Genomic DNA, 6,368 nt, shown 5'->3' with positions numbered 1-6,368 from the left:
ATACTGCATAATGATTTTAATTATTTAGCTGTCTACTTGACAAGGAGCCGCGCCCAGATCGATTTGTTACGGAAAATCTTTTTGTCATTTTCGCGCCGATTCTACTTAGTCATGATCTCTGCACCAAGCAGACGGGATGCATTTACTATTTTTGAAACGCTGAACAGCAGAGGGAAGGATCTAGCACCTTCAGATATTATTAAGAACCACTTAATGTCAACGATGGAAAATAACATAGAAGAGTCGAATGAGATGTGGGGAGAACTGGCTGAATATTTAAATAATGATAGTAAGCGAATTACGCGGTTTATTCGAACTTACTGGGCGTCAAAGGAACGAATTGTCTCCACGGCAAAGCTCTATCGAGAAGTTAGTGACTGCATTACGGACGTCAATAGTGCTAAGGACCTGCTAACGGATTTAGAAAATCTAGTCCAGCTATACGTCGTACTCGAGTCACCAACGACAGGAGACCATCGAAAATATTTCAGTGATCAAAGAATTATGCAGAGGTTGGATATTTTCTCCAGAATTAACGTGAAGTTGTATTATCCGATCGTCATTGCGATGAGCTACAGAAACTATAAGGATGATGATATCTTGATGGTCGTTAACAAACTTCTGTCGATTTTTATTCGGCACAGAACGATTATTAATGATGGAACCAATACTTTAGAAGTAGGTTTCTCTGAAATTGCTAAGAACATTTGGAACTTAAACTATCAAGGCGTCGATAGAATTATCGATGGTATCAATAGTAAAATGTTGAAGAGCAATGAAGAGACTAAAGCATCCTTTAGCGTTTTGCGAAAGGACGGCGGCGATAAGGGGAGAAACAAATGGGTATTGGCCTACATCTTGTCAGAAATTTATAACAATCGCTATGAAGGTCTTTCGGAGGATGAGCTTTATGGTAGAGTGTTCGATGATGATTGTTATCGTGTCGTTCAGATTAGCAATGACAATAAGCTAAGTGAGTATTCAAAGAACATTGGCAACTGGACGATTATTGAGAAGAGTCTGGTCAAATCGGGATTCTCTGATATCTATGAAGCTGAAAGAAAATTAAAGAGTTCTGAATTAAAAGCCAATCAAGAACTAGCTGATATTATTCGTGAGCACGGTTGGGGTGTAACTGAAATTAATAAACGACAGGCAGTGTTTGCTAATGATGCTGTGAATGTATGGTGAGGTTAGGTATTAAATTGTTTTAGCTTAATAATTACTAGTGTTGGAATATAGAGGACGAATGATAGTCCATGAGTTGATCTTTACTCATATATTATTTATCATTCGTCTTTTTTATTGCCATATTACAAGCGGAATTCAAGTAATTGTTAATTACCAACAACTAAAATATGCAGTTAAATACCTTTGAAAAAATATTTCGAAGAAAAATACGTAGTTATCTTTAGAGATAAAGTTAGTTGTAAGAGTTATTTGTGTTCTATAATTATCCCATATAAGGTAATTACAAAAGCAACTAAGCGGAGGCGGTCATATTGTATTTGGATCCGGCACAAAAACCAATTTCGGAGTTATTTCCAATTGAGGGTAGGAGTCGATATGTCATTCCTAGTTATCAACGTGGATATTCTTGGAATATCGATAATATCGAGGAACTATTTGATGATATTTTAAATGAAGATGAAAAATATTATATTGGTAATCTTTTGGTCACTAAAGAGTCGGGTGAGGATAATGATGAGGTATATAGTGTAGTTGATGGTCAACAGAGGCTGACAACTATTGCGTTATTTTTCCTAGCAATCTATGAAAACTTGGAGGAAAAGAATAATTCGACTAAATATAAAGAAAATCAACGAGATATTTTTAGTTTAGAAACGGATATTAAGCGAAAATTGCAGTTGGATAATGACAGTCCAAGACTAAAGCTACTAGAGCGAGATGCGGAAGTATTTGAAAACTATTTGGGAATTTTAGACCAAAAGGAAAAGGCAAGGTATGGAACACGTGCCTTTGCAAAGCGTTATAAATTTATTACAGAACTAGTAGATGAAAATTTTGAAGATTTTAGTGAGCTCAAAGGATTTTATGACAAGCTGAATTCGTTGATCTTATTGAGAATTACAATGGGAGACTTAGTAGATGCGTTTACCGTTTTTTCTTCTCTAAATGCGAAAGGATTACCGTTAACGTTAATTGACTTACTGAAGTCAACATTTATTAAAGCAACAGTTGATGAGATTGATACAAAGAAGGCATCAGAATTATGGGACCAGTTAATTTCAATGTTTGTTAGTGGTGATTCACAAGCCAAGTCTACAGCAATTACACAGTTTTTGTTGAATAACTATGATACATTTATTAGCAAGAAAACATCGTCCATCACTAAGACGAAGGCTCTAAAGAAATATCAAGCAGTTTTTGATGATCAAGGATACAAGTATATTTACAAGCTAATTAACCGTGCACGGTTGTTCTCGTTCATTTCTCCAGCTATTGACCAGGATAAGGATGTAGATTTTGGAGAAAAGGTTATGGATGTAACAGAAGATCTGATGAAGTTAGATGCTTCCCAGTCCTATCCGCTGATGCTACTGTTATTAGATAAGTTACGAAACGAAAAAATTCAAGAGCAAACTGTCATTGATATCTTTTCACTACTAGTTAAATTTTATGTCCGCCGTAATATTGTACTAAAACCAAAAGCCTCCAATATTCGAGCTGCATTTTTAAGCGTTGTGAGAAAAATTGAGCATAGTGATCAGCTTGATAAGGAGGCTCAAGAAGCTGTTCGAAAAACGATAGAAACGATTAGTGTTCCGGATAATGAGTTTAAGGTGGCGCTTGATGATGCTGTTTATGAGATATCTCCAAGGACAGTGCGCTTTATTTTGATTAATTTAGAGAGAAAACATGGTAGCTTCTTTAATAAACAAACGAAAGATACTTTGGATGATTACATGGTCTCCAAAGGGAAAAAACAAATGCCACGTTGGAGCTTAGAACATATTTTACCAGAATCTTCCAATTTGAAGAATGGTTGGCCGGAAATGATTTCTCCAGACAATGTCGATGAAGCAACGACGAAGCAAGATAAATATATGCATAAATTAGGCAATCTGACATTAACTGGATATAATTCTGAGATGAGTGATCGGAGCTTTGAATTCAAGCGTGATTTTGTCGTTGATGGGCATTATGCGGGATTGAAAACCGGGTTGTTCATTAATGAATCTATTCCGAATAAAGAAAGTGAAGAAAAAATTAATACCAAAGCAAGTTGGACACCCGAGGATATCGAGAGACGTACGATAGAGTTGAGCGACTTAGTGATTTCTGATTTTTCTTTGAGTAACAGTTAGCTTTTGTTATTAAATAATTTTTCATTGGTTGGGATGGGGCGACCAGTACTGAGCTAATCAAATGTTTAGCTTCTTCAACTCCTAAAACAGGACCAAACCAACTAACACAAAAACGGCCACCGCTTTCCCAACGGTGGCCGTTTTCATTATGCCTTCTTTTTCAAACGTTGATACTCGGTCTCACCCAGCAAATGGTGCAACGCCTGATCCTTTTCCTGGTGATTCGACCGGCCTAACCAGTAGAACAGCAAGCCTAGACCAATCCAGACTGCTAGCATGATGTATTCCGTCGGCCACGCCAACGCTACCGGTGACTTGGGGTACAGCGTGCTTACCGCAATGATGACTGCCAGTAGACCACCCAGCGTACTCGGCCACAGGTGACGCAGTCGAAAGCCGCCATCCAGTGTCGGGTAGTCGCGACGGGTCCGGCGCAGCGCCATCGCCGTGATTGCCCAGGCCATTGCGACGAAGAAGCCGCCCAGGTCCAGAAAGTACGTCATCGCGCCCTTACCTAACCAGCCAAAACCAATCGCAAACGCCAATACCAGAATCGTCGCGTTGATTGGCGTGTTCCGTTTGACACTAATCTCCGCGAACTTTGGCGGCAACAATCCCGCACGGGCCAACGACAGGATCAACCGGGGCGCCGCCGTAAACAGGCCAATGAAACTTGTGAATAATCCCAGAAAGGCAATCAGATAGGCCGCCGTTCCCAACAACGGGAAGCCGGCTTTGGTGAACGCCGTGATCGACCCCATCGGGAACGTCGCCGTCTTGTGCCACGGATAGACCCACGCGCTGGCCAATAGCACGATGATGTAATAGCCGGCCGCAAGTAGAATGGCACCAACGACCGCCTTCCCAATTTTCTTCGGGGGCATCGCCGCTTCTTCCGCCAGAATCGTCACGACCTCCCAGCCCGTCAGGAACGTCATGGCGGGCAACACGAAACGGACCACGTTAGCAAATGGTTGGCTACCCGCACTGAATGCTGGCCAGAAATTAGCTGGACTTCCTTGCGTAAAGCCAGTGACGACCAGCGCGCTCCCCAAGATGAGCAGTCCGATGAAGAGTATCGCCTGTACGCCCGCCGTCAACTTTGTTCCGCGAATGTTGAGCGAGAAAATGAAGAGGGTGAACGCCACGCCGACTGCCAACTCAATCAATGACACGTGAGCGCCAGCAATTGTATACCCCGGGCCCGCTGACATCTGTGGAAAAATCGTGGCCAGCAGCATACTTGAAGCGGTCACGTAAAACGACAAGGCACTCAGATAAGCACCGAGAATCGCCCAGCCCGTGGCGAACGCCCATTTCTGACCGAATGCCAAATAGCTATAAACGACTGGCCCACCACTGCGGGGAAAAATCGAAGACAGTTCCGCAAAGGAAAGGGAAGCCAGAATTGTAATAAAGGTGGCTAGGACAAAGCCGAAGATTTCACCGCCCGCACCATATTTTTCGAAAAAAATTCCGTTGGTGTAGATCCAGCTACTGCCAATCACGCTGGATGCGCCTAAGATCAACAGGCGGGGGAACGAGATGTGTCGGGACAAATTTTGCATAATTATCGCTCACTTTCGTCAATAATGTTCAGCCGTCAGAGGTGTATGTACTTGTGAAATTACCTCCCTCATTCTACGTGATGTAAACGGTATCAACAACGAATATGTCTCGAGTAATTCACAATCAGCATTGAGCGGTTTAACGGAACGACAGATTAATTTTAAATCTCACAAATTTTTCGCCTCTTTTTACGGAGTTAGTCAGTAGAGAGGGGCGTTTGCAATGAAGGTACGTGCAGCACGGCGGCAACGATTAGAGAAATTAGGCATGGAGGAGCGGCATCAGTTCTACGGTCGCTTTGAACGGTACGGATACAAGGCGGGCTATCGTGGGGAGGAACCAACGATTTTGCTGCGAGATGTCCGCCTCGTGGTTGGCGACAAACTGATGGCCGACCATCTCTGGTTCAACCTGACCAAGGGCTTTCGCGAGTTAGGGCAACTTCAACGCGGCGACATGGTGCAGTTCAATGGCCGCGTCGATCGCTATGTGAAGGGGTATCAGGGGGTTAAGGACAGCATCTCGCATGACACGGTGATTGATTATCAGCTCAGTCGACCAACCCAAGTAAGGATGCGTACGCCCATCGATAGTTTTCCACGGCTGGCCTTACCAACAGAGCCATGGCAAGTTATCACACTGATTCAACGGTTGAATCCCGTATCCGATGTTCGGCGGCGAGATGAGTCAGCATCCACAGATTAATATTAGGTGGTCAACGTGGCTTGGGGGCGAACGATGCATTGGTTGGTTCCGCAGCCGACCTATCTTTTTAGTTTCAGCAAACTTGGAGAGTCTTTGTGTGCAAAAGAAATTAAGATATTTTTAGTGTAGTGCGAGTAATGATCAGTTGATGAGTAGCACCAGACTGTAGTTAGGGGTTCGTGGAGTGGTATTTAGTTTGACCGCTCAGTTAGTCCCGTGACATAACTTAAATGTTGCGTTTTAGTTTACTTTCAGGCGCTAATTTTTTACAGTGAGGTAAACCAATAAAAGGGGGGACTGCCATGCAGAAACTCTATGGGTTTGTGCCACTGTTAAATATTGTGGGTGAGTTTTTCTTCTTACTAATTTTAACGTTTGTCCCAGATGACCTGACGAGCTTGGGTGCCGAACTTCATTGGCAAGCAGGCTCCCTGCAGATGGTTGCGGTTCTGGGCGTAATTGTGTGCTTGACGTTCTTTGCCAAAAGCCGGCGCCTGAAAAAGGTGGGGCTGATCGTAAACGCCGGTGTTATTGCGTTCATGTCTATTTTTCTCTGGTGGAGTACGATTGCACCGACCATTAACGAGTACGTTTGGTTGTGGTCCCTATTGATGATTTTTAACCTCGGCCTGATTGGTTGGGGCTGGATTCAGTTGTCGCGACACGAGTGAAAGGAAGGGTGGGGCAACGGGGCGGTTAATGCTCATTGACTGCCTTTTGTCGCACGTTTCAGTAATTTAAAATTAGAGAAATCAAAAAAGAGGC

The 6,368-nt window shown here is 43.0% G+C and carries 5 protein-coding genes; 4 read left to right on the top strand and 1 reads right to left on the bottom strand.

Annotated features, from left to right (window positions below; genetic code table 11):
* Positions 1 to 1,191: DUF262 domain-containing protein (locus FC99_RS09465; RefSeq protein WP_235805904.1), on the top strand; the 1,191-nt coding region annotated here is incomplete at its 5' end.
* A gap of 317 nt (positions 1,192 to 1,508) precedes the next feature.
* Positions 1,509 to 3,329, top strand: coding sequence for a DUF262 domain-containing protein (locus tag FC99_RS09460; protein ID WP_156639358.1), 1,821 nt, complete (start codon positions 1,509 to 1,511; stop codon positions 3,327 to 3,329).
* 146 nt (positions 3,330 to 3,475) lie between these two features.
* Here the strand turns inward: FC99_RS09460 and FC99_RS09455 are convergent, their stop codons facing one another.
* Positions 3,476 to 4,897, bottom strand: a complete 1,422-nt coding sequence (locus FC99_RS09455; protein WP_048734783.1) for an APC family permease — start codon at positions 4,895 to 4,897, stop codon at positions 3,476 to 3,478.
* 223 nt (positions 4,898 to 5,120) lie between these two features.
* On the opposite strand from FC99_RS09455, the gene FC99_RS09450 reads away from it, so the two are divergent.
* Both FC99_RS09450 and FC99_RS09445 read left to right on the top strand, forming a co-directional pair.
* Positions 5,121 to 5,603, top strand: coding sequence for a hypothetical protein (locus FC99_RS09450; protein ID WP_048734785.1), 483 nt, complete (start codon positions 5,121 to 5,123; stop codon positions 5,601 to 5,603).
* A 302-nt stretch (positions 5,604 to 5,905) separates the two neighbouring features.
* Positions 5,906 to 6,274 (top strand): hypothetical protein, encoded by a 369-nt coding sequence (locus FC99_RS09445; protein WP_048734787.1) that lies wholly within the window; start codon positions 5,906 to 5,908, stop codon positions 6,272 to 6,274.
* Positions 6,275 to 6,368 lie beyond the last annotated feature (94 nt).

The organism is Levilactobacillus koreensis JCM 16448 (assembly GCF_001435525.1).
In the GTDB taxonomy this organism is placed as follows: Bacteria; Bacillota; Bacilli; order Lactobacillales; family Lactobacillaceae; genus Levilactobacillus; species Levilactobacillus koreensis.
This window is presented reverse-complemented; position numbering and strand designations above follow the sequence as displayed.